This window comes from Cylindrospermopsis raciborskii Cr2010 (genome assembly GCF_003367075.2).
GTDB lineage: Bacteria > Cyanobacteriota > Cyanobacteriia > Cyanobacteriales > Nostocaceae > Raphidiopsis > Raphidiopsis raciborskii.
This window is the reverse complement of the sequence record NZ_CP065936.1, coordinates 2,767,908-2,791,297: the sequence shown is the minus strand read 5'-3', so window position 1 is coordinate 2,791,297 and position 23,390 is coordinate 2,767,908. Positions and strand designations below refer to the sequence as shown.

Sequence of the window (23,390 nt, the reverse complement as noted above, 5' to 3'; positions counted from 1 at the left end):
GTTGTCAGTCCAGATAAATGAGTCCTAAGTTTAAGATTTATTACTTATTTCTCATGATCAGTTGCTTTAGGCCTGCAAATAGGCACGTAAGAATATAGTGCCTGTAAATTATTGTTGCAGGTTTTCGAGGTATTATTAATCCTAGCGTTAATCGTAGCCAATGATCACCCAAGATTTTGGTTTATTAAACCCTACGTGTACCAGATGTAGTTTTTAATCCAGTCCAGCCAATGATAATATAACCAATAGATAACAACAGACTGCCAATTCCTATTCTTAGTCCAGACTTCCAAGCATTCTCTCTAGCTTGTTTTTCCGCTTCCGTTTGGCGTTGGCGAATTTGCTCGATTTTTTGTTTGGCAATTTCATTGGGATCGGTCTGCTGGGCAATAAATTTATCTATGTCTTGCGGGTTGGCCTGCAGTTTCTTGAGTAACTCTTTCTGTTCTGGGGGAAGTTGGGGGTTTTCTAGTGCTTGTTTATATTTTTGTGGATCTTTAAGTAATTCAGTAATTTGTGCCTTCGCTTGAAGTTGAGCCTGTTGTAATTGAGCGCGACCCTGGTCATTATTCAGCTGACCCTGGAATTGGGCCAACTGGGTATTGAGTTGAGACTCTGCTTGTTGAGCATCTTGGGCAATTTGATTAACCTTTTCTTTGCTAACCTGGTCAACATTTGTCAGGTGCAGGGGAAAAATCAACAAAAACATTAGACCAAAAATGCTAGAAAGTATTAGGGAAGGAAATTTAAAATCCATACCCGGATTTTTTCCCTGGTCATTGGTGTCCAACCAATGGGCAATGAGAATCATTGCTAAACCTACCATGGGGACAACACCACGATCTACTAATGCTGTGGTTAGACCAACTTGTGCTTCTTTATCTGTAAAGTTGAATCCCAGCATCAAAATCAAAAAGTCTATGAAAAAAGATAAAATACAAACTATCCCTACTACTTTGAGAGTGAGGGAAGTATTGGAGTTGGTAGGACGATTAACCATATTTTCCTAAGTCTAATGACCATCATCCATAAAATATATCATACTGATCATACTGGCCCATCACCTTGGTTATGGTTTTTAAAAACTGAAACTCGTATTACTTAATGTATTACCTAATAACAGAACGTAGGTTGGGTTGAGGAACGAAACCCAACGCCCCCACCCCATCCTATAAATAATCATGCCTCCCTACTTACCTAATAACAGTAAGCATTATTTCTGAGGACAGTATTTTCCCTAGCAGTTCTGAGGGAACCCAAAATAGTGGAGACAATAACACAGCGTTTTGCGGTTCCACCCGACTTCATAGACAGGGTAACTGTGCCCAAAGGTGGGTTTCTGATAGCTCCTAGATCATCGAATTGAATATATTTGATACCATGAGACTCTCGTAAAGTAGTTTCCCGATCTAATTGAATAGCAGAATCTAAACTATGCCAAACCGCATTAGGAGGGTGAACTAAAATTGGGTGAACAGCCCATTTAACTATACCATTTTCTTGTTTAAAACTAGCTTGCCAAGTAGATTTTTCTTTTTTAGCCTGACTTTGGGCTTGACGCAATGCTTGATAAACTTGTTCTTGGGCCACATTGAGACGATAGTTTGTCAAAAAACTTAGCCAGGAGGGTGTTACTATTGCTGATAGAATACCAATTATCGCTAAAACTATGAGATTTTCCCACAAAGTAAATCCTTCATTGGAGCTTTGATAATTCATAGATATTGTTCCCTTTTGGTAGAAAAAGACTTTAGCAACAACTACTAAGTAGAAAGGCACAATTATTTGTAGGATGGGTTAACCCCTGCGGGTGTTGGGTTTCATACTTCAACCCAACCTACATTAATCTTGTATTTAATTCCACCGACCCACTTATCCTATTTATCTTTACATAGTTTGGTCTTTTAACGCCAACTTACTTATTTATAGAAAAAACCCTTTCCTTGAACCTGAGTACTAACAGTGGGGAAATAGTGACTTAGTTGATTACTATTGGTATTTAAATTATTAGGAATGCGAGCTAAAGCATCTCCCCGAATAAATACTTGTGCCGTTACATTTAGTCTATCTACGCAGGCATAAAAACTAGTCATCCGACCAGTGGTAGTATGACTAAAAATTGACGAAGTAACCCTTGACCAGGTAATTTTAGGGTTAGTAGAATTCGGGGGGCAAACTGCAGGAGGTATATTATTAATTCTGCTGTCAATATAATCCACTAAAACTATGGGATCATTAGTATATTTAGCACTATGCTTTCTCCAACTATTCATGATTTGTTCCAAACTACCCGAATTATTGAGATTAAAAGCAGCAAAACCAGGTTCAGGACAAAATTCTGGGTTTTGCTCTCTTTTGTTATTGTTAGGACCCTTAATATAATCTCTTCCTGTATATCCATTACAAAGAACTATCTGATCAAAATCTCTAGTATTAGCCAGAACACCATCTCTAATTTTCCATCTAGCAATGCGAGCTGATTTTGACCACTCAGATACGGATGCAGTAGTATCTCTAATTAAATAGTAAACAACCAGAGAATAAACAAAAGCATCATCTTTAATTAAACTTCCGGGAACTGGCAAAACATTTTCTATTGTTTCCTGTCGCCAAAAAACCAGCACAGGAACCCTATCTATACCGGTAGGAGTAGAGGGTAATTGGGATCTAATAGCATTTATTCCCTGAGCATCATAAATATAAATTGCCTGTTTTAAATCATTGGCAATATAGTCCAAAGCAGTTTGAATTTCTGCTCCAGTAGTGATTTTAGCTTGTTCCTGTTGGTTTATTTCCATCACATTAATTAATAACCTCAATAAAAGAGTAATACTGATGACTCCTATGGTCAAACCAACGAGTAGTTGCATTATGGTAAATCCATAGAATGAACGATTTTTTGAGGGAGTAGGGAAGGAGATTATTGACATAGGGTAGAACTAGAATAAGTGGTGGGTGCGATCGCACCTAAACGCTGACATAGAGAGTAAAAAGAGGTTTTATTATTGGTTATTTCTGTGGTCATTTGTATTAGTGGCACTTGTTTATCGCCAAGATTATGAGTTATGGGCGATGGGGTGGATTTATTAATTGGGATTTGTTGAGTAAAATCAATATCCGCTCTAAAAACTCGTATGGACAAAAGATAACTCTCATTTTTGGAACTTGTGGCAATTGTACCAGCTTGAATATAAAACAAATTATTGGAATTATTTTGGCATTCCGTAAAACCAATTATGCCATTTTGGTTATAACAATATAAGCCATTTGCTGATGTTGGTGCTGGCATTTTCGAGCTGGTAATCAAATAATCTTGAGGACTGGTAGAAATATTTCTGGGAGCTTGTTGACTAGGAGTAATTTCAGATATTACTTGTGGTGTGACAATGGAACCAATTTTCACCCCATTAACAAATGATGTTGCTGCTTGAGCAGCCATTTCCACACGCCGTGATTGCATACGGATGGCTGTGGACATAATCCATATTGGAGTAATCACCATCAATAATAAAGATAGGGTTGAAATGGCAACTAATGATTCTAAAATAGTAAAACCATCATATTCTTCTACGGGAAAGAGTAAATATTTTTTTAGATGATCCAGCATATTTTTAAAAACAACTTAATAACAATTAAGGAAGCACAATTATTTGTAGAATGGGTCGAGTAAGGAGACTCATGGGGGTGTTGGGTTTCGTTCCTCAACCCAACCTACGTTAATCTTATATTTAATTTCACTGACCCACTTAAATCTAATAACAGTTAAATCTTTGGTCTTGGTCAACCGCATAAGTTCCATCACTGGTTTGTTTAGCAGATAAAAGGGTTTGAATCCATTCATCATTTCGACCAACTTGACGAAAATAGTCTTTGGATAACTTTTGTGATTTTATAGGAATTTTTTGGGTAAATAAATCCAGTGGTTGAGATAAAAGTCCCACATCATAATGCCATTGTCGTCTAGGTGGAAGATGTCCAGAACTTCTACCAGAATTCACGGCAATTTTGTATTGAAAATCCTGGGGTTGACTGTTAATAGATGTGCTATAAGTTCCCGTAGCATAGTTACTCCTTTTCATTTGAATGAATGCACCATTAATTCTCAGATCTATAGGGGTAGTATTAGGACTCCAATTTTCCAATAAGCGGAGTAAGTTGGGTAACCCCCCATTATCTTCCATGGGACGAGCTGGATTGTCTCCCGTAGCAGCAATAAAATTAACAGTAGTTGGGGTTGCTATCTGTAACCAATGATTATGTGAACCATTGGTAATGCTGTTAGTATTATGGGGGTCAGTTGGGGTGGCAAAGGGTTGATTAATTTGTAAAACGGGTTGCCAAAAACCATTGGAATCAGGTGTTAACCAGGGTATGAGAAATCCTTGATTATTTTGATTGACTGCTAGTTTCGGTAGGGTGTTACCTGAAAAAGAAAAAGTCCGAATTATCTGATTATTATCCACCCCATAAACACTTAGGGGTTGAAGTAATTTACCTGTTGCCATATTTCTTTTGAAAGCAATTCTTTGAGGCAAGTTTTCCCAACCATTAGATGGTTGATGATGATAATCAAGACTTCCAGTTTTAATAGCAGTTATTGGTAGACCTTCGATATTACTTTCTGGTTGTCCATTGTATTCACTTCTAGAAAATCTACTAATTACCCATTGTGTTGGGTCACTGTTACATATATCAGTATTAGAAACTAGACAAACTTCTAACAGAAATTCTCTAGCTGGTATCTGTTTAACTATGGGGGTAACGAAGTTGTGAAAATAGGAACTACCTTGTATACCATTGGTTACGGGATCCAGATCGATATTCGGTATGCCATTGATATCATAATTCTGGGTTATTGTGGGAGCATAAGTGTTATATTCAAAATTCGTAGGACGATTATTGAAGGATGCAGTATCACCAATATAATTATTCCAATCATAGTCTCCTTCATTGCGAAAACCAAATCGAAAGTTCTGAGAAAGTAAGGTAATGGAATCTGCTAATATGGCAGCATTTCGCCACTCATCACCCACAGTACAGTTGGGTAGTTTAGAATCACTAGGACGACAAGCAAATTGATGATTTATTTGACTACGATTGTAAAAATTACTCCAATCAGCTGCTAAGGTACTGGTAAATTCTTCTTGGGTATGTCTATTGAAATCACCTTTAATATAAACCGGTAAGTTGGAAGCCAAAATCAAGCCCTTTTCCTCTCTTCTAAATGTATTACTTGTACTACGGAAAAGTTTAGTTGGTGAACTATCACTAGTGGTAATTAGGATCCCATTAGGACGACGAGTAGGATCAAGTTTATAATCCACAGAACTTTCTGATTTAGCAGATATTCCTCCACTTATATCTGGTAGAGCATCATCCCGAGTCGCATAAATAATTCCACTATTTGGTAATAAATACTCATCGGTTGATATTCTGGTTGTGCGTAGCTGATTTAAGTCTATGACCGTAGCACGAATTTCTAACGGTTGTCTATCTCTCAGGGGTAAATCGTATGGTAAATTACTATCCACCTGATTTGAGGTTTGATTAGCTCTGATTTCTCTGGAATCTAAAAAAGCTATTTCCTTAATTGCACCATGGGGAATGGGAGGGTTACTCAGAGGACTTATACTACCATCCATGATTTGTAAAGCACATAAGGCAGTATCTATAGCGGATTTTTCTGATAAGGTATAGTTATTTTTTGCTAAAGCATTTCTCAAAGGTTCATTTACCCAACGTCCATTAGGGTATTGCAACTGGGCTTGATATGTAAGTAAATTTGCATAAGCATTAACATTTCTAGTGGGAGGTGGATAAACGATACCATTGTTAGATAGTCCATGAGAGGATTTTTCTATTCCTACCGCATTAGGTAATGTGATCATATTTGTCGCTGTGTTGCTGTTTGTAGGAAGATAAAAACTACTAATACAAGCTATGGGGGTGGGATTGTTCTGATGATAATTGCTAGATTTATAGTGGTAAACCACCGTAGCTCGCATTTTTAAATAGGGGGTTGTAATGTCCATTTCAGATAGTTTGGGCAAAGTAAACCCCAGGGATGAATCATACATCCAGTAGGGGTTAATGGTGGTGTTTACATATTCTGTAGATGTTTGTGGTATGGGTAAGATATCGGACCAAATTTTTGTTGAAACATCTAGAAAGTTAGTGCTAGAAGCATTATGATTTCTGGGTAAATATATTCCAGAACCAGTCACCACGCGCAAACCGCCAATGAAATTTTCCTGTTGTGGATTTTCAGGTACTTGTGCTGCTGCATATTCCCAATCTCCATCCCTTTCTATTGCAGCTAAACCAGCTAAGTTATGCAGGGTGGTATAACGAGTTCTTGGTTCATTACCTAGATCCCAATTAATATCTTTGAGGTTTTGAGTGTGGTTAATATCGGTGCTAAAAAAGCGATTTTGTGGATAATTCCACCACATTTGGGGTAGATTATGACCAACTATAACCCGGTCTCCTAAATACTGCTCTACTCCCCCTAGTTGTTTTTGTAGTTGGTCCATGGGTTCTGTTGCACTGGGTTTGAGTAAATTACCACTGATGTTTAATGATAGTTGACTATGACTAGTTCCCGTGATTCCATCGCTAGCAAATGGATAAATCCATGGATCTATGGGACGCAGGGTATCACCAGTACTCTGTAAGGGATTATCGATCTTATTTACATCACTCTGTTCACTACCAAAGGGTACTTCTTGAAAGGGTACGCGGCGGGTACGTTTTTGAAAATAGAGTTCCAATTCTTTACGGCGAATTTGGTCATATTGATCAGTTGTATATGCTGTTCCTAATTGCTTTTGTTTTTTGATAATTCCCTGTTTTACTTCTTGAGGATCGGTGGTCAAATAATTTGCCATTTGCCTATCAACTAACTTATTGATTCTTTTCATATAAGCTAAACTATTATAGGCTATATTCTGTGGTGAGTTGGTAACCGATTTATGGTCTGTAATTCTGGGGTTGTATCCTGCTATTGTTTGTGGATTTACGCCCTTATCCTTAAATAAATCCACTGTGGTTGCTGTGGATAGATCTTTATTATCTGTAAATCCACCTGCTGCTAAATTCCCACCTACAATAATTTTAGAGTTTTCCGGTTCGTAAAAGCAAGAACTCTGACTGCTAATTTGATAGAGTCTAATTGATCGGGAAGCTGAACCGGTTAACAAGTTACTATTGGTAAAAATTCTGCCATTAATTCTGAAGTCTTCATTGCCAGTAATTTGTAAGTCATCTTCATAAACAATGGCGTTGTTGCTAGATGGAATTTGAATTCTCTCTTGCTTATATTCTAAAGCATAAAATGCTTTATTTTCTGGGGATATTTCATAGTTAATTTGATTTTGTGTGGGTATGGTCATCTGGCTAGTAATGGGAACTGTAGCAGTGTAAACAAAAAAGGCTTTTCTCATTTGTCCACCAATTATTAACCACCCATTTGTATCTACTAATTTTTCCAAGTTTTTACTTATTGAAGTAAAATCCTGACATCGAGAATTAAAATCGATTGGGTTGATAGGTAAAGATCTAGCTTCTAAAGTGTTTCTAGCTCGCACGTATTGCTGATTGCTTTGAGGAGGATTTTTAAAATAAATACCATAAAGGGTATAGCTGTCAAATTTACCATTGTTATTAGTGTCTACGGGAAATTTCCAAGCGGTTTTTAAGGGTTCGTAGTTTTGCAAGTTGAGGGTCAGATTAGTCTCATCACCAAAGGTATATTCGTCTAGGTAATTAATTAGGTTATTATATAAGTCTTGATCTGAAGGTAAAAATTGGGTAATTCTAGGATCTGCCAACATTTGGTTAATCTTGGCTTTTCCCCTATCTATTGCAGGAGTCGCTGCATTGATTACCGTTTGATTAATCTTGGTATTATGGGCATGTTTAGCTCTTTCAAAGGAGCGAAATACAATTGCCATTGTTAGTAACATTACCACCAGGATAACCATGGTTGTTGTGGGCAACACAAAGCCTTGATTTTTTAAGTTTCGTCTCCTTTGAGATTTCAAAATAATTTTTAAAAACAATCTTATTAGGTTTTTTGTAGTTCTTCGTAAAATACGCAAAAACTGAACAACCACCTTGGCATATTTTTTGGTGATGATCCGGTAAGAATAACACTTTTTAGTCATAACCATGAGTCCCCCTCCCTAACCCAATTACTTTTGAGTAATTGGCTTAATTGGATAAACTTAATATATCTAACGTATCTAATATAGATTGTTATCTCTTGACGGGGATTTTATGTACAGTATTTACACTGTTTTTTAAAAAAAATGACTGAATATTGAAAATTGGGAATTCACTGAAGGAATCTTGGGTATGATAGATTTTTGTCAGCAATCCTCTAATCAAAATCCCTTAATGAAAAACCATAACATCAAAAACATCAAACTCCCCGAACTCCTAGCACCTGCGGGTGACTGGGAATGCGCAAAAGCAGCAGTAGAAAATGGTGCGGATGCAATTTATTTTGGTTTAGACAAATTTAACGCAAGAATGCGATCGCAAAATTTTACTATTAGTGACCTACCGGAATTAATAGAATTTTTACACTTACGGGGAGTGAAGGGATACGTCACCTTAAACACCTTAATTTTCACTTCAGAACTCCAGGAAGTGGAGCAATACCTCAAAACCATGATTACTGCTGGTGTAGATGCTGTGATTGTTCAGGATGTGGGTATTTGTCGTCTGATTCGTCATCTTTCTAGTGATTTTCCTATTCATGGGTCAACCCAAATGACTATTACCAGTGCTGCTGGGGTGAATTTTGCTAAATCTCTGGGATGTCAATTAGTTGTTTTAGCACGAGAGTGTTCAATTAAGGAGATTAATAAAATTCAACAACAAATATTAGACAAAAACATCCCCTTACCTTTAGAAATATTTGTACATGGTGCATTGTGTGTTGCTTATTCTGGACAATGTTTAACCAGTGAAGCGTTAGGAGGACGCTCTGCGAACAGAGGGGAATGTGCTCAAGCTTGTAGAATGCCTTATGATTTAATAGCAGACGAAAAAATTGTTGACCTAGGTAATCGCAAATATTTACTTAGTCCCCAGGATCTTTCTGGAATAGAGGTATTACCGGAACTAGTAAACTGTGGAGTAACATCTTTAAAAATTGAAGGTAGATTAAAAACACCAGAATACGTTGCTAACGTTACTCAAGTTTATCGACAAGCATTGGACAAAATTGCCAAACCAGGCAATAGTCAGATAAGCGCCACATCTCACAACATTACATATAAACAAGATTACAAAAATTATAACAAGTATCCCCTAGAGATGGCCTTTTCCCGTGGACTTTATACGGGATGGTTGAGAGGTATTAATAATCAAGAATTGGTACATGCAAATTTTGGCAAAAAACGCGGGGTTTATGTGGGAGAGGTAACGCGAATTAAAAATGAACAAATAACTTTAAAAATAGTCGCACCTATTAAAGCTGGTGACGGGGTAGTATTTGACTGTGGACATCCAGAATTACCAGAAGAGGGAGGGAGGGTGTACACAGTCACACAAAAAGGAAAAGAAGTAGTTTTAACTTTTGGTAGGGATGCTATCAATCCCAGGAAAATTCATATAGGTGATAAGATTTGGAAAACCAGTGATCCAGAATTAGATAAAGCAATTCGTCAAACCTACACAGGAGAAAATCCCCATTTTACCAAACCAATTCATCTAGAATTATTTGGGGAAACAGGAGAAAAATTAATAGCTATAGTTGGGGATGAAATTGGTAATATCGTCAAAATAGAATCAGAAATACTGCTAGTTGAGGCTCATACTAAACCCTTAACTACAGAAAAATTGCAAGAACAATTTGGACGTTTGGGGAATACACCATTTCATTTAGGAACTTTAGAAAACAAAATTATGGGTAATGTGATTTTACCTGTGAGTGAGTTGAATAGAATGCGTCGAGAACTGGTCACAAGATTGCAAATTCTTAGAAGTAAACCCCAAGTTTGGCAGATAAATCATGATCATCAATGGCAAGATCTGCTCAAGATTGTCAGAGATGATAAGAGTGTAACCGATGCAGGCGTTTCTTTGATAATACTAGTCAGGAGCATGAAACAACTCTTGACTGTGTTAGATACAAATATTGAAACAATATATTGTGAATTTGAAGATCCTCATAAATATCAAGCCGCAGTAAAACTCTGTCGAGATACCGAGAAATCTGTGAACCTATATATTGCACCTCCTCGTATTACTAAACCGGGAGAAAATTGGATTTTGAAACAGCTAAAAGAATGCCAAGCAGATGGTTACCTAGTTAGAAATTATGATCACCTGGAATATTTCGCTGACGCCCAGTGTATTGGTGATTTTTCTTTAAATATCGCTAACCCTTTGAGTGCGGACTATTTTCAAAAACAATTTAACCTACAACGTCTAACTGCTTCCTATGACTTGAATATTAATCAACTCATAGATTTAATCACCACTTACACACCGCAATTTTTAGAGGTGACCATACATCAACACATCCCCATGTTCCATATAGAACACTGTGTATTTTGTGCCTTTCTCTCCCAGGGAACAGATTACACCAATTGTGGTCGTCCTTGTGAAAAACAGGAATTAAAAATTCGAGATAGAGTAGGTAGCGAGCATATAGTAAAAGCAGATACAGGATGTAGAAATACTATATATAACAGTGCTGCACAAACTGGAGCAGAATATGTACACAAACTAATTAGTGTGGGGTTGAAGAATTTTAGAATCGAATTTCTCCATGAAACACCACAACAGGTTACCCAAACCATCAATTATTACCAACAACTTATCCAAGGAGAAATCACCGGTTCACAAGTTTGGAAAACCTTAAAATTACAAAATCAACTAGGTGTAACTCGTGGTGCATTAACCGATCACTAATAAATAGAGAACTTCCTTTATGGAAGTCCCCTATCTCTAACCAAAAATCGCCCCGCTGCGTGCAGGAATATTGATCTCAATCTTCTCTCCACTCCATAATACTTCTCCATTACCATACAACAACTTGGCTGGTTTATAGCTATCCAGACTAGCTCTAACTCCATCCTCTCCTATATTAATGGCAATCATTAACTCCTGATCTTCCCAACTCCTGACAAACACATATAATGTGGTATCCGCATAAATAACTTGATAATCTCCTATCCTTAAAGCAGCATATTGATGACGCAAAGAAATTAACTGTTTATGAGTTTTCAGGATTTCTAAGTTCCATTTATCAATTATAGGAAACCCTCGACGACAATCGGGGTCCAACCCACCAGGTAAGCCAACTTCGTCTCCATAATATATACTGGGCGATCCAGGAAATGTCAATAGTAATAGGGTTGCCAATTCAACCGATGTAATATCACCACCAGCAATAGAAATTAATCTGGCTGTATCATGACTTGCCAGTAAATTTAGTTGGGTTAGTTGAATTTCCCACGGGTACAGGTTTAATAACTCCCGCATTTTCTCAGCATACTCAGCTGCAGATAAAGGTGGAAAAGCTTCATAAGCACGTCCTTCTATCATTTCCAATTCTATCCGATTTCCTACAGTAAAAGCAATAGTAGGACCTGTAAATAAGTAATTCATAACTCCATCAAATTGGGTGCCATCTAACCACTGACGAGAATCACCCCACACCTCTCCCACAATATAAGCATCCGGATTAATTGCTTTCACCCGTTCTCGAAATTCCTGCCAAAAACCAGGAGTTTTAATTTCATCAGGTACATCTAAACGCCATCCATCAATGCCAAATTTTATCCAATATTCGGCAATTTGCATAATATATTCCCGCACATCTGGATGATCATGATTAAATACTGGTAAAGAACGAATATCTGCCCAACTTTCATAATTTGCTGGTGCGTCGTTGGTATAGGGTGCAAGTGGCCAGTCCTGAATTTTAAACCAGTCTACCCAGGGAGAATTTGGACCATTTTCTAATATATCATGGAAGAAGAAAATCCCTCGACTTGCATGATTAAAAACCCCATCTAACACAATCTTTATATTGCGTTTGTGCGCCTCATTTAACAACTCTCTAAAAGCTCCATTTCCCCCTAATAACGGATCCACTTGATAGTAGTCGTGGGTATGATAACGATGATTGCTCCCAGACTGAAAAATAGGAGTAAAGTAAATAGCATTAACTCCCAAGTTTTCTATATGGTCTAATTTTTCTAAAACACCCCACAAGTCTCCACCCTTATAACCTTGTAAAGTGGGGGAAGCATCCCAATCTTCCCATTGAGGATTACTTAATAAGCTAGGTTTAAATTGATTACCCTTAGCAAATCTGTCAGGGAAGATCTGATAGAAAATGGCGTGCTTGACCCAGTCTGGTGTGTGAATCTGCATAAATCCAGGTAAAAAGTGAAGATTTTCAGCAGCATAACACATAACTTTAGAGGTAGTTCCAATACTCCTATAGAGGTAGTTGTAATACTCCTGTTTTTAAAAACCTTCACCTTAACGTAGGTTGGGTTGAGGAACGAAACCCAACAAACCCACTTTAGAGGTAGTTGTAATACTCCTGTTTTTAAAAACCTTCACCTTAATGTAGGTTGGGTTGAGGAACGAAACCCAACAAACCCACTTTAGAGGTAGTTATAATACTCCTGTTTTTAAAAACCTTCACCTTAATGTAGGTTGGGTTGAGGAACGAAACCCAACAAACCCACTTTAGAGGTAGTTGTAATACTCCTGTTTTTAAAAACCTTCACCTTAATGTAGAAAATCCGTATATATAATAGCCAGCAGAACATCCTCAGACAGAAAGTATTGATTTAGCAGTTGCAATTAACACAGAAAAAGCTCGCTCAGAAATGATTATCAGTCCCGTCTTATTGGAAGTAATAAGAATATAACTAGTTTATACATGTAAACACCAAACAAGGGATATAATCAAGAAAGTTTACACTCATTTTAGCCTTATTTCCCGCGTCTAGCCCACCCACTGAATCAATTGCTGAAAATTCTTGGCTCACATTCTTTGATCCCCCCCTCTTATCATTTGTAACCCATAGTTCTAAACTAAAGATGAGAGTTGAAAGGTAGTCTGGAGAAATTTTGTGAAAAGAGTTTTAGCAATCATTCTAGGTGGGGGAGCGGGTACAAGACTGTACCCCCTGACTAAGCTCAGGGCTAAACCAGCAGTACCTGTGGCTGGTAAATACCGGTTAATAGATATCCCCGTTAGTAACTGTATAAATTCAGAGATTTTTAAAATTTATGTTCTTACACAGTTTAACTCAGCGTCCCTAAATCGTCATATTGCTCGTGCTTACAATTTTAGTGGCTTCAGCGATGGTTTTGTAGAGGTACTAGCAGCACAACAAACTCCGGAAAACCCCAATTGGTTCCAGGGAACCGCTGATGCTGTGCGTCAGTACATTTGGATGTTACAGGAGTGGGATGTAGATGAATTTCTAATTCTTTCTGGCGATCATCTATATCGGATGGATTACCGTTTATTTGTTCAGCGCCATCGGGAAACCAATGCTGATATTACCCTTTCGGTAATTCCCATAGATGGTCGTCGGGCCTCGGATTTTGGTTTAATGAAAATTGACAGTGCTGGTCGGGTAATTGACTTTAGTGAGAAACCCAAAGGTGAAGCACTGGCAAAAATGCAGGTAGATACCACTGTTTTGGGTCTAACCAGCGAAGAAGCCCGATCACAGCCCTATATTGCATCCATGGGCATTTATGTTTTTAAAAAAGACGTTCTCATTAAACTTTTGAGGGAGTCCTTAGAAAAAACCGATTTTGGCAAAGAAATTATCCCCGACGCTGCCAAAGATCACAATGTTCAAGCATATCTATTTGATGGTTACTGGGAAGACATAGGTACCATTGAAGCCTTCTACAATGCTAACCTCGCCCTCACCCAACAACCAGTCCCTCCCTTTAGCTTCTATGATGAGGAAGCACCCATTTATACCCGCGCCCGCTACCTACCACCTTCCAAATTATTGGACTGTGATATCAAAGAATCCATGATTGGTGAAGGCTGTATTTTGAAAAACTGCCGCATTCAGCATTCAGTATTGGGAGTGCGATCGCGTGTAGAGTCAGGTTCCATAGTTGAGGAATCTTTAATTATGGGTTCAGACTTTTATCAGCCTTCCGTGGAACGAGTGTGTAACCTAGACAAAGGAGACATTCCTTTAGGTATTGGTACGGATACAATTATTCGCCGAGCGATCATTGACAAGAATGCCCGAATTGGTCATAATGTCAGGATAATCAACAAAGACAACGTTCAGGAAGCGGAGCGAGAAAAACAAGGTTTCTACATCCGTAGCGGTATAGTTGTGGTTTTAAAAAATGCTGTTATTCCCGATGGAACTATCATCTAGTTAGGGAACTAACCCACAAATTTATCCCCACAAGCTTGTGGGGATCATCTCCCTAACCTTTAAAGTACGGTAATTGCCCTGGATGTATGAGCGACAACCACAATGAATTTTTGCTATGCTTTGCTAGTTTAGGATCATCATCTTATCCTAGAAAAAACATAACCTATATTTCGCCTATATTGTAACAGGAGGCTTGTGGATGGCTGGAACGGATTTTAAAGACTATTATTCAATTTTAGGAATCAGTAAAACTGCCAGTCCAGAAGAAATTAAACAAGCTTTTCGCAAACTAGCTCGTAAATACCACCCCGACCTTAATCCTGGAAACAAACAAGCTGAAGCAAGATTCAAAGAGATTAATGAAGCCTATGAAGTTCTCTCGGATCCAGATAAACGGAAAAAATATGACCAATATGGTCAATATTGGAAACAAGTGGGAGAAGGTGGTTTTCCTGGTGGTGCGGGAGTAGATATGAGTGGTTTTGACTTTGGTCAATACGGTAGTTTTAATGATTTCCTCAATGATTTATTTGGTGGGGTAGGACCTCGCAGTTCAACTTCTTCTCGCTCCGGTGGTAGACCGGGTGGTTTTGGTGGTTTTGGAGACTTTGGGTTTCCGAATATGGGTGCCCAAGATAGTGAATTTGTCATTACCCTAAGCTTCGCAGAGGCATTTACAGGAGTGCAAAAACGATTCAGTTTAGGAAATGAAACCATTGAAGTGCGTATTCCCGCAGGAGCAAAAACTGGCACTCGTTTACGGGTGAGAGGTAAAGGTGCAGTTAACCCTAAGACTGGACAAAGGGGAGATTTATATTTAAAAACAGAACTATCACCCCATTCATTTTTTCAACTTGAAGGTGACCAACTAATTTGCGAAGTGCCAATCGCACCAGATGAAGCAGCTTTAGGTGCGACTATCCAGGTTCCCACACCTGATGGTCATGCAAGCGTAAAATTACCCGCAGGAGTGCGTTCTGGTCAGTCCCTGCGCTTACGCGGCAAGGGATGGCCCTTACCCAAGGGCGGTCGTGGTGACCAGTTGGTAAAAGTTGCCGTTGTACCCCCTAAAGACCTGACTCCCCAAGAGCGGGAATATTACGAGAAACTGCGTGCTATCCGTAGTTATGATCCTCGTGCTCATTTACAGCAAATTAAATTCTGATTCTAGCTCACCAGGGGAGCAAACCCTTAACTATTAATAATATCAACCTGAACACCGATCGTGTTTTTTGCCGAAGTAGAAAATTTAGCATTTTCTACTTTTTACTATTGACGGAGTAAATTCACGCATAGCACAATATTATATGCTAGTTAAAAGACTTTTTGTTTGTAGGTGATAAGTCCTTGTCATCTCCCTGAGCAGGTTCGGTGAATATAAGAGGTGCCTTTGTAGTGAAGGTTAGACCACGAGTATATAATAATGTGCAGTTGGGTCAGTAAAAATTATCGGCTTTAGGCATTTTCATACTTAAATCCTAGCGGTTTCTTGCTAGGATATACGGAATAAAATTAGGAGATATTTATGAACGGCAAATTCCCGTCCACAGTTTTAGTAGCAACCCTAGCCCTATCAGGCATTTTGGGTTTAGGACATGGTCAATTAAAAGCCCAATCATCAGATGACGCATTTTTTGATCCGAGCGATCCCAGTCAATACAACGGAACTAAATTTACCTGTGTAGCCCAAGGTAGCGACTGGTCCACCGTTGGACAGCGCCCTGGTGGTAGACCAATTCCCATAATTATGTGGACAAAAAAAGGAGCACAGTCCTTTGGCGAAAATTATAATCCCAAGAGCCGTTGTGAAATCGTCACAGCCAACCTCAACCAAGCGGTAGAAGACAGTGCTGGCAAGCTTTACGACGTAGTCCTAACCTGGGGTAAACTTGACGATGGCAAGACTGTTATTTGCGCACTTTCTTTAAAGGATGAAGGAGGTTGTGATGGTAACAATACCCTGTTCGCTCTGAAACCTGAAAATGCCAAAGACCCTAATAAGGTTTTAGAAACCCTGACTCAAATTAGCATTAAAGGTTCTAGTGCAGGGACTGTTCGTGAAACAACAAGTCGTTTAAGTGTAAACCTGGGTAAAGTTGTCTCACAAGCAGCCAAGCGATTGCCCCAAGAAACACCCAAAACTCGCACAACTCCCGTAAATAGACCCACTAAAGGTACTCTGTGAGTTGGTAACAGCCAGGAGAAGTCAATCTGTATTGGAAGTTATCAGCATCGGGAACTTTCACAATTCCACCCTAGTCAATTTTCTCTAGGATGTACACAACAAAATTAGGGAGTCATTTAGGAACATTATGAACATTATATCAAAATCACATCTAAAATCTTCCGTAGTTATGGCGTCCATCTGCGGATCTTTGTCAGTTACACTTCCCGTGGGCGCTCAATTGCCTTCAGTGGCGCCAGTTATCTATGTGGATCCCATTAGTGGTGTCAACATTGTCAGCACTGGCAACTCCGTCACCAATCCCTATAAAACCATCACCTTTGCCTTAGAGCAAGCCCAACCGGGAACCATAATTCAGTTAGCTCCCGGTAGTTACACTAATGAGTCCTTCCCCATCAAACTTAAACAAGGAATCACCTTGCGTGGTGATGAATCGACTAAAGGAAAGACCGTAGTTATTTCCGGTGGTGGTGACCACAACAGTCGTAGTTTTGCCAGACAAAATGTAACTATTCTGGCGGAACAAGACAGCACAATTAATGGTGTAACCGTGACCAACAGAAATGACCGAGGAACAGGTGTATGGGTAGAGTCCACTAACCCCGTTATTAAAAATAGCACATTTGCTCAGAGTTTGCGAGAGGGGATATTTGTCACAGCTGGTGGGGATCCTACCATTGAGAACAACCAATTTACAGCAAACAATGGCAATGGTATTTCCATAACCAAATCCAGCAAGGGGAAAATCAGCAATAATGTATTTGAGAAGAGTGGCTTTGGATTAAGCATTAATGACGATTCCAAACCAGTCTTGACCAAAAATCAGATCACCAATAATAGAGACGGAATAGTTATCACCGATTCAGCTCAACCCTTGTTACGCAGCAATGTGGTTAAGGATAACGAACGGGATGGCATAGTCATCACTCTTAATTCTTCCCCCGATCTAGGTACTCGTAGTAATCCAGGTGGCAATGTCATCGTCAACAATGGTCGTTACAACATTTATAACGCCGCCACAACTGGTGTTGCCATTTCCGCATTAGGCAATACTATCGATGACTCAGGGATTTTAGGTGAAGTAGAAATAGATGGAATCCAAATTACAGGGAACAGGAAACCAGTATCATCCAACGACCCGAATTTAGCCCTGTTAAGAAAATGGCAATTAACAGCTGTTTCCTGCAGCTCTACTCCAGTAATTGGCATCTTTATAGGTGATAAACAATATTGTGTCAGTCCCCACCCAGACTTAACCGCTAAGGCTTATGAGTACAATCCTACTACCGGCACACTCAGAGCTTTAAGAACTGGCCCGCGTCCCACCAAACCAGGTAACCTGTAGATTTTGCTCCAGCAAGATCTCACCATTAAAACCAACACTAGATCAAGGGGAAATTATGAACAGCAAATTCTCAGCCGCGTTTTTAGTAGGTACCCTAGCCCTATCAGGCATTTTGGGTTTAGGACATGGTCAATTAAAAGCCCAATCATCAGATGACTCATTCTTTGATCCGAGCGATCGCAGTCAATACAACGGAACTAAATTTACCTGTGTAGCCCAAGGTAGTAACTGGGCCACAGTTGGACAGCGCCCTGGTGGTAGACCAATTCCCATAATTGTGTGGACAAAACAAGGAGCACAGTCCTTTGGCGAAAATTATAATCCTAAGAGCCGTTGTGAAATCGTTACAGCCAATCTCAACCAAGCGGTAGAAGATAGCGCTGGCAATCTTTACGACGTAGTCCTAACCTGGGGTAAACTTGATGATGGCAAAACTGTGATTTGCGCACTTTCTTTAAAAGACGAAGGAGGTTGTGATGGTAGCAATACTCTGTTTGCTCTGAAACCTGAAAATGCCAAAGACCCTAATAAGGTTTTAGAAACCCTGACTCAAATTAGTATTAAAGGCTCTAGTGCAGGGGTTGTTAGTGAAACTAAACCAAGAGGTCGTTTAAGTGTAAACTTAGGTAGGGTTGTATCGCAAGCAGCCAAGCGATTGCCTCAACAAACACCCAGAACCCGCAAAACTCCCAGATCAACTAAAGGTTCTGTTTAAGGACTGGCAAATATTGCAAAAGTGTCGAACGCGTGGGGAATAACCAAAACTTTCCACGCGCCATCAGCAAAAAATAAGGAGGTATGGAAATATGATGAGTAGCAAATTCTCAACCACGTGTTTAGTAGCCACCCTAACCCTATCAAGCATTTTGGGTTTAGGACATGGTCAATTAAAAGCCCAATCATCTGATGACGCATTCTTTGATCCGAGCGATCCCAGTCAATACAATGGGACGAGATTTGCTTGCGTAGCTCAAGGTGGTAACTGGGCCACAGTTGGACAGCGCCCTGGTGGTAGACCAATTCCCATAATTGTGTGGACAAAAAAAGGAGCACAGTCCTTTGGCGAAAACTATAATCCCAAGAGCCGTTGTGAAATCGTCACAGCCAATCTCAACCAAGCCGTAGAAGATAGCGCTGGCAATCTTTACGACGTAGTTTTAACCTGGGGAGAAGTCGGTGACAAAACTGTTATTTGCGCACTTTCTTTAAAGGACACAGGAGGTTGTGATGGTAACAATACCCTGTTTGCCCTGAAACCCGAAAATGCCAAAGACCCTAATAGGGTTTTAGAAACCCTGACTCAAATTAGTATTAGAGGTTCCAGTGCAGGGGTTATTACTGAAACAAGAGGTCGTTCTCGTGCCACAGTAAACCTAGGTGAAGTTATCTCCAAAGCAGCCAAGCGCTTGCCTCAACAAACACCCAGAACCCGCAAAACTCCCAGACCCAATACAGGTGGTCTGTGATAGAAAACTCAGAACTTTTCACACTTCTTTGGTAAAAAATAACAGGATATTATGAAATTTTCAGCAACAGTTTTAGCTACTTTTATAGCTGTATCAGCCGGTTGGCATCCTAGCATGGTGAGAGCTGTGCCAGTGGAAAGTGGAGATAACCCCCCTAACCCCCCCACTATTCCTGCATCCGACAACCCATCAGACTCAGAACCGACTGGTGATGAAAGCTATAATGGGACGAAATTTGCCTGTGTATCCCAGGGTAATGGCAAGTGGGCTACCGTTGGTCAGCGCCCTGGTGGCCAACCAATACCTGTGATTATTTGGACTCAATCAGCTTCCAAATATTTTGGTAGCCAATTTGCCCCCGAAAACCGGTGTCAAATTGTCACCCGCAAGTTCAACACAGCAGTACAAGAGAGTGGTGGTAGGCTTCAAGATGTTTTATTAACCAGTGGCAATGTTAATGGTCAGGTTGTTATTTGTGTAATTTCCGACCGAGATAATGGTTGTCAAGATAAAAATACCCTATTTACCCTGAAACCGGAAAATGCCAAAAACCCTGATAAGGTTTTATCTCAACTCCTGGAGATTAGCAAGAAGGGATCGGAAGGAGGTGTGATTACCGAAACAAGAAGTAGTCGCCAACGGGTTACAGTCAAACTGAGTGATGTGCTAGCAGCTCGACGCTCATCCTCTTCACCTGTTAAAAGGCCAAAAGTTCAAAATAACCGACGTAATCAACCTGGTTTGTAAAGTAATTATAATGGGAAAAGGGAATGATGCATGATGAAACTATCCACGACAGTTCTAGTTGCTAGTTTAACCCTAGCAGGAACTTTGATTCAGACTGGAGTACAAGCTAAGCCCCCTACTGAAGCCTACAATGGCACCAAGTTTACATGTGTTTCCCAAGGCAATGGCAATTGGGCTACCGTTGGCCAGCGTCCTGGTGGTAGTCCAATTACCGTAATTACTTGGACAGACGCGGGTTCTAAATATTTTGGAGATAACTATACTCCTCAAAATCGTTGCCGAATGGTAACATCTAGATTTAATCAGGCCGTGAAACAAAATGGTGGACGCCTAAAAAACGTAGCTCTAATTAAAGGTCGTGTTAACAAAGAGACGGTTATTTGTATAGCCTCTACAACTAGTGGAACAGGTTGTAGTGACAAGAATTTATTGTTTACTCTTAAACCGGAAAATGCTCAGAAAGCCAATGAGATTCTGGCCCAACTGACGGGAATTAGTAAACAAGGTTCCAGCGCAGGTGTTGTCCGAGAAACAAGCAGTCGTCTGCAACTTGAATTAAGTGAGGTCCTCGACCAGAATGACCTAAAACCCCAGGATTCCGACCAAATAAGACCACCAGCAAACTCTGATCGGAGGTTCAAACTGTAAATTCTACCCGAATGAAAAGAATCAATCAACTGCTCCTTTTTTAAGTGAATCGCTGTGTTTTACCCCATATCCTTTAGATTGTCTGTGGCATTACTGACAACAATTTTTTCCCCCATTGTGTATCCTCATACTGTACCCAACTTGCTAGCTTCCACACCCCATCCCGGATTTGAATTTGCCGCTGCCAGGACTGCCAGTAAAGTAACAGTAAGAATTTTTACTAAATCTGGATCTGGGTCAGGAGTGATTATCAACCGTGAAGGACAAACCTACACGGTTTTGACCAATGATCACGTGGTAGTGGATAGTCCTGAGAGTGGTTATGAAGTTTTAACACCTGATGGTAAGATTTACAAAGCACAGCAAGTACCAACAGTCAATCCCCATTCTTTAGATCTAGCACTGGTGGAATTTACCAGTGGGGAAAACTATCAATTTGTGCAATTTTCCCGATCGCCAAATATATCTGAGGGGGAAGTGGTATATGTATCTGGGTTTCCAGCGTGGCATTTTGTTTTTAATGGTGACAATATCACCAAAGTAGAAACAACCCGGGATTGGGGACTGGGTGCTTTCAAGCTACAACCGGGTAAGATCAAAATGTATCTCCGTAAAACCCTAGTTGGTGGCTATAAGGTGGGTTTCACCAATGATTTTACCCAAGGTATGAGTGGAGGACCCGTTTTAAACCAACGGGGGGAACTTGTTGGTATCAGCGGGTTATTAAAGTATCCCTTTCAAGGAATTAATGCCTTTATTTTTACTGATGGGACTAAACCCAACAGGGCAGATTACCGTAGAATTGAGTCCTTAAGTTGGGCCATCCCCATTGCTACTGTGGTTGATTTCATTCAAGAGCAGAAACAATGAATTTTAAACTTGGAATAACAAATAACTCCCTACTAGTAACAACTCTTATCACTGCTGCAACAGCTGTTTTATCTACTACTTCAATAGCTGCTGATACTATCAGTATCCAAGATATAGCACAAATTGCTAAGAAGACATCTGTACAAATTAATACGGAGGGTGACGTTACCCCTGGGGGTTCAGGAGTAATTATTGCCAAACAAGGTAATCGTTATTCTGTACTAACCGCCAATCACGTGGTCTGTGATATTATAGACAGACCTGGAAAAATCCTCTGCGCTAAAGACATTACCTATTCTGTAAGAACAAATGATGGCAAAGAATACCCTATTAAATCAAAAGACATTGTAGTCCTACAGTCAACTAAAAATGATCCTGATTTGGCCCTAGTTAGCTTTGTAGCTACACAGGAATATCCCACAGCCAATGTAGGTGATTCTGACCAAATGACGGAAGCATCCGATGTGTTTGTGGGCGGATTTCCAGCTGTATTTAATAAAATTGGCTCAGCTAGGGACTTTACTTTTACCAAAGGGATCGTTCTTTCTCGCGGTAGAACTTCTATCAACGGTTATAGTTTAATTTACGATGCTAAAACTCTTACCGGTAATAGCGGGGGCCCAGTTTTTGATATTAAGGGTAGGGTGGTGGGAATTCACGGGTTAGCTGACACATCAGCTAAGAGTAAAACAGAAACGGGAGAAATAGTATCACAGAAAACGGGATTTAATGCTGGCATTCCCATTAATACTTTTTTGAACTTCAATAACCCCTTGGTCAAAGAGCTGCCAATTCAAAGGAATACTACTGCTACTGGGGAAGTACCACAGGAACGCTTAAATTCTCCCCAATCTGCACGAGATTTTTATGCTAGAGGTATTACTAAGTTAGACCAGCTTAATTATAAAGAGTCTCTAGATGATTTTGATCAGGCAATCAAAATTGACCCCAAATATGCAGAAGCTTATTTCAAGCGTGGGTATGCCCTCAGTTGGCTTAGAAGATACGAAGAAGCCCTCTCCGACTTTAACCAGGTAATTGCCTTGGATCCAAATTATTTGGATGGTTATCTAAATCGTGGTTGGACTTATATTTGGTTACAAAATGATCAGGCCGCTCTTGAGGATTTCAATCGGGCAATTCGCCTCAATCCCAGTTATTCTATAGCTTATGCCCATCAAGGTATGGCTTATATTAAGCTGGGTAAGTATCAAGCAGCACTGGAATCTTCCAAGCAAGCTATTCGTCTAGACCCTAATAACAGTTATGGTTATACAATTCAGAGTGATGTGTTTAACTATTTAAAGGACTACGCTGCTTCTATCAAGGTGTCAACCTTAGCAATTATAATTGATCCAGATGATTTTAACGCCTACATCAATCGTGCTACAGCATATACTCTGACTGGGAATTTTTCAGCCGCCCTGGTGGATTATCAGAAATCCGCAGAAATTTTTGAACGTCGTTATACCAAAAAACCTTCTCCAGCAACAGACAATTCCCGAACAACACCTAAACCATAACTCCAAGTAAATAACAACATCACAAAAATTTACACAAAAATACGAAACCTAGGGGTTTTATGAACCGGTACTTTAATGATACACTAAGCAAAGGTTTAAGTAGGGAGGCACAATTATTTGTAGGATGCCCATGGGGGCGTTGGGTTTCGTTCCTCAACCCAACCTACGCTCATCTTGCGTTTAATTCCACTCACCCACTTATCCTAT

Annotated in this window: 17 protein-coding genes; 11 read left to right on the top strand and 6 right to left on the bottom strand. The window is 39.7% G+C overall.

What is annotated here, in order from left to right; all coding sequences use genetic code 11:
• Window positions 1–184: 184 nt before the first annotated feature.
• The 5 genes from hpsJ-B to hpsA all read right to left on the bottom strand — a co-directional run bounded on the left by hpsJ-B (window position 185) and on the right by hpsA (window position 8,165).
• On the bottom strand, window positions 185–1,000 hold the full coding sequence (gene hpsJ-B, locus C6N34_RS12695; protein ID WP_057178412.1) for a hormogonium polysaccharide biosynthesis protein HpsJ: 816 nt from the start codon (window positions 998–1,000) through the stop codon (window positions 185–187).
• Between the two features lie 197 nt (window positions 1,001–1,197).
• The gene (locus tag C6N34_RS12690) at window positions 1,198–1,719 is read right to left on the bottom strand and encodes a pilus assembly FimT family protein (protein ID WP_115538683.1); all 522 of its coding nucleotides are present in this window, start codon (window positions 1,717–1,719) and stop codon (window positions 1,198–1,200) included.
• 200 nt (window positions 1,720–1,919) lie between these two features.
• Window positions 1,920–2,870, bottom strand: a complete 951-nt coding sequence (gene hpsC / locus C6N34_RS12685; protein WP_057178414.1) for a hormogonium polysaccharide secretion pseudopilin HpsC — start codon at window positions 2,868–2,870, stop codon at window positions 1,920–1,922.
• A 50-nt stretch (window positions 2,871–2,920) separates the two neighbouring features.
• Entirely contained in the window at window positions 2,921–3,607 is a 687-nt protein-coding gene (gene hpsB, locus C6N34_RS12680; protein ID WP_115538682.1) for a hormogonium polysaccharide secretion pseudopilin HpsB, read from the bottom strand.
• Between the two features lie 145 nt (window positions 3,608–3,752).
• Complete coding sequence (gene hpsA, locus C6N34_RS12675) at window positions 3,753–8,165, bottom strand: hormogonium polysaccharide biosynthesis protein HpsA (protein WP_236107526.1); 4,413 nt, start codon at window positions 8,163–8,165, stop codon at window positions 3,753–3,755.
• Between the two features lie 232 nt (window positions 8,166–8,397).
• On the opposite strand from hpsA, the gene C6N34_RS12670 reads away from it, so the two are divergent.
• The gene (locus C6N34_RS12670) at window positions 8,398–10,926 is read left to right on the top strand and encodes a U32 family peptidase (RefSeq protein WP_115538743.1); all 2,529 of its coding nucleotides are present in this window, start codon (window positions 8,398–8,400) and stop codon (window positions 10,924–10,926) included.
• A 36-nt stretch (window positions 10,927–10,962) separates the two neighbouring features.
• Here C6N34_RS12670 and C6N34_RS12665 read toward each other — a convergent pair whose 3' ends face one another.
• Window positions 10,963–12,396 carry a glycoside hydrolase family 13 protein gene (locus tag C6N34_RS12665; protein ID WP_115538742.1) on the bottom strand — a complete coding sequence of 478 codons (1,434 nt, stop codon included), beginning with the start codon at window positions 12,394–12,396 and terminating at the stop codon, window positions 10,963–10,965.
• A 713-nt stretch (window positions 12,397–13,109) separates the two neighbouring features.
• On the opposite strand from C6N34_RS12665, the gene C6N34_RS12660 reads away from it, so the two are divergent.
• The 10 genes from C6N34_RS12660 (at window position 13,110) to C6N34_RS12615 (ending at window position 23,183) form a co-directional block, all read left to right on the top strand.
• Window positions 13,110–14,399: a glucose-1-phosphate adenylyltransferase gene (locus C6N34_RS12660; protein ID WP_057178095.1), complete on the top strand. Its 1,290-nt coding sequence runs from the start codon at window positions 13,110–13,112 to the stop codon at window positions 14,397–14,399.
• 199 nt (window positions 14,400–14,598) lie between these two features.
• On the top strand, window positions 14,599–15,564 hold the full coding sequence (locus C6N34_RS12655; RefSeq protein WP_115538680.1) for a DnaJ C-terminal domain-containing protein: 966 nt from the start codon (window positions 14,599–14,601) through the stop codon (window positions 15,562–15,564).
• A 360-nt stretch (window positions 15,565–15,924) separates the two neighbouring features.
• Window positions 15,925–16,584 carry a COP23 domain-containing protein gene (locus C6N34_RS12650; protein WP_071241634.1) on the top strand — a complete coding sequence of 220 codons (660 nt, stop codon included), beginning with the start codon at window positions 15,925–15,927 and terminating at the stop codon, window positions 16,582–16,584.
• 127 nt (window positions 16,585–16,711) lie between these two features.
• Window positions 16,712–17,929 (top strand): DUF1565 domain-containing protein, encoded by a 1,218-nt coding sequence (locus C6N34_RS12645; RefSeq protein ID WP_115538679.1) that lies wholly within the window; start codon window positions 16,712–16,714, stop codon window positions 17,927–17,929.
• A gap of 55 nt (window positions 17,930–17,984) precedes the next feature.
• Window positions 17,985–18,644 carry a COP23 domain-containing protein gene (locus C6N34_RS12640; RefSeq protein WP_057178099.1) on the top strand — a complete coding sequence of 220 codons (660 nt, stop codon included), beginning with the start codon at window positions 17,985–17,987 and terminating at the stop codon, window positions 18,642–18,644.
• 94 nt (window positions 18,645–18,738) lie between these two features.
• The gene (locus C6N34_RS12635; protein ID WP_115538741.1) at window positions 18,739–19,395 is read left to right on the top strand and encodes a COP23 domain-containing protein; all 657 of its coding nucleotides are present in this window, start codon (window positions 18,739–18,741) and stop codon (window positions 19,393–19,395) included.
• Window positions 19,396–19,446: 51 nt separating this feature from the next.
• Window positions 19,447–20,142, top strand: coding sequence for a COP23 domain-containing protein (locus C6N34_RS12630; RefSeq protein ID WP_102938833.1), 696 nt, complete (start codon window positions 19,447–19,449; stop codon window positions 20,140–20,142).
• A 30-nt stretch (window positions 20,143–20,172) separates the two neighbouring features.
• Window positions 20,173–20,790 (top strand): COP23 domain-containing protein, encoded by a 618-nt coding sequence (locus C6N34_RS12625; protein ID WP_235528967.1) that lies wholly within the window; start codon window positions 20,173–20,175, stop codon window positions 20,788–20,790.
• A gap of 84 nt (window positions 20,791–20,874) precedes the next feature.
• Window positions 20,875–21,660 (top strand): S1 family peptidase, encoded by a 786-nt coding sequence (locus C6N34_RS12620; RefSeq protein ID WP_057178145.1) that lies wholly within the window; start codon window positions 20,875–20,877, stop codon window positions 21,658–21,660.
• On the top strand, window positions 21,657–23,183 hold the full coding sequence (locus C6N34_RS12615; protein ID WP_115538678.1) for a tetratricopeptide repeat-containing S1 family peptidase: 1,527 nt from the start codon (window positions 21,657–21,659) through the stop codon (window positions 23,181–23,183). The genes C6N34_RS12620 and C6N34_RS12615 overlap by 4 nt, the downstream gene beginning before the upstream one ends.
• The last annotated feature ends 207 nt before the right edge of the window (window positions 23,184–23,390 follow it).

Bases quoted from the DNA above. Each gene is read 5' to 3' on its own strand.
- hpsJ-B (WP_057178412.1), bottom strand. From the start codon at position 1,000: ATGGTTAATCGTCCTACCAACTCCAATACTTCCCTCACTCTCAAAGTA.
- C6N34_RS12690 (WP_115538683.1), bottom strand. From the start codon at position 1,719: ATGAATTATCAAAGCTCCAATGAAGGATTTACTTTGTGGGAAAATCTC.
- hpsC (WP_057178414.1), bottom strand. From the start codon at position 2,870: ATGCAACTACTCGTTGGTTTGACCATAGGAGTCATCAGTATTACTCTT.
- hpsB (WP_115538682.1), bottom strand. From the start codon at position 3,607: ATGCTGGATCATCTAAAAAAATATTTACTCTTTCCCGTAGAAGAATAT.
- hpsA (WP_236107526.1), bottom strand. From the start codon at position 8,165: ATGACTAAAAAGTGTTATTCTTACCGGATCATCACCAAAAAATATGCC.
- C6N34_RS12670 (WP_115538743.1), top strand. From the start codon at position 8,398: ATGAAAAACCATAACATCAAAAACATCAAACTCCCCGAACTCCTAGCA.
- C6N34_RS12665 (WP_115538742.1), bottom strand. From the start codon at position 12,396: ATGCAGATTCACACACCAGACTGGGTCAAGCACGCCATTTTCTATCAG.
- C6N34_RS12655 (WP_115538680.1), top strand. From the start codon at position 14,599: ATGGCTGGAACGGATTTTAAAGACTATTATTCAATTTTAGGAATCAGT.
- C6N34_RS12650 (WP_071241634.1), top strand. From the start codon at position 15,925: ATGAACGGCAAATTCCCGTCCACAGTTTTAGTAGCAACCCTAGCCCTA.
- C6N34_RS12645 (WP_115538679.1), top strand. From the start codon at position 16,712: ATGAACATTATATCAAAATCACATCTAAAATCTTCCGTAGTTATGGCG.
- C6N34_RS12640 (WP_057178099.1), top strand. From the start codon at position 17,985: ATGAACAGCAAATTCTCAGCCGCGTTTTTAGTAGGTACCCTAGCCCTA.
- C6N34_RS12635 (WP_115538741.1), top strand. From the start codon at position 18,739: ATGAGTAGCAAATTCTCAACCACGTGTTTAGTAGCCACCCTAACCCTA.
- C6N34_RS12630 (WP_102938833.1), top strand. From the start codon at position 19,447: ATGAAATTTTCAGCAACAGTTTTAGCTACTTTTATAGCTGTATCAGCC.
- C6N34_RS12625 (WP_235528967.1), top strand. From the start codon at position 20,173: ATGATGAAACTATCCACGACAGTTCTAGTTGCTAGTTTAACCCTAGCA.
- C6N34_RS12615 (WP_115538678.1), top strand. From the start codon at position 21,657: ATGAATTTTAAACTTGGAATAACAAATAACTCCCTACTAGTAACAACT.